This window comes from Halobaculum sp. EA56, assembly GCF_051195075.1.
Lineage (GTDB): Archaea > Halobacteriota > Halobacteria > Halobacteriales > Haloferacaceae > Halobaculum.
Map to the genome: position 1 here is coordinate 1 of NZ_JBNTJX010000115.1, position 908 is coordinate 908.

General features: G+C 70.8%; 2 protein-coding genes. Both read left to right on the plus strand.

Features of this window, described 5'->3' with window-relative positions:
- Window positions 1-324: tRNA pseudouridine(13) synthase TruD (gene truD / locus ACQUQ1_RS22455; RefSeq protein WP_435066392.1), on the plus strand; the 324-nt coding region annotated here is incomplete at its 5' end.
- A 186-nt stretch (window positions 325-510) separates the two neighbouring features.
- Window positions 511-908, plus strand: a 398-nt coding sequence (locus ACQUQ1_RS22460; RefSeq protein ID WP_435066393.1) for a formate/nitrite transporter family protein, incomplete at its 3' end; no start/stop codon positions are given.

Sequence of the window (908 nt, forward strand, 5' to 3'; positions counted from 1 at the left end):
AGGGTCGACACGCTCGCGCGCCACTGCGGGCGCGGCCGGGCGTTCGTCACCGCGCCGCTGGTCGGCACCGACACGGAGTTCGGGGACGGCGAGCCCGGCGCGATCGAACGCGAAGTGCTCCGCGAGCTTGACGTGGCCCCCGGCGACTTCGCGCTCCCCGGGGAGTTCGAGTCGGGCGGCACCCGGCGGGCGGTCCTGCTCCCGACGGACCTGTCGGTCTCCGAGCGCGACGGCGACCCGGTGTTCGAGTTCGCGTTGCCGTCGGGCTCGTACGCGACGGCGCTGCTGCGGGAGTATCTGAAGTGCGATCCGGAGCGGCTCTAGGGCCGCCGGTCGTCGACTGTCGACCGTCGCTCGCCCGCCTCGACCAAGATTTAGGACGCTGTCCGCTGTACTGACACGTCGAGGGGCGCCCCCGTGAGCGACAGAGACCCCGAGCTGACGGACACGACGACCCAGAAGCCGACGCGGAGCGTCCTCGACTCGCTGATCGAGAGCGGGGTCCACGAGATGAACCGGGAGTGGTCGGGGCTGCTGCTGTCGGGGCTGTCGGCGGGGCTCGACATCGGCTTCGGTCCGCTCCTGATGGGCGTGGTGCTCACGCTGTCTGAGTCGGGGTTCGGCGACCTCACCACGGAGTTGCTGCTGGCGAGCGTCTACTCGGTCGGGTTCATGCTCGTCATCCTCGGCCGCTCGGAGCTGTTCACCGAGCACACCACGCTCGCGGTGATCCCCGTTCTCGACCGCCGGGCGACGCCCGGACAGCTGATCCGGCTGTGGGCGCTGGTGTACGTCGGGAACGTCGTCGGCGGCGTCGTCTTCACCCTGCTCGCGGTGCTCCTGCTGCCGGGTCTCGGCGTCGTCTCGCCGGCCGCGTTCGAGACCGTCGCACGCAAGCTCGTCGACCA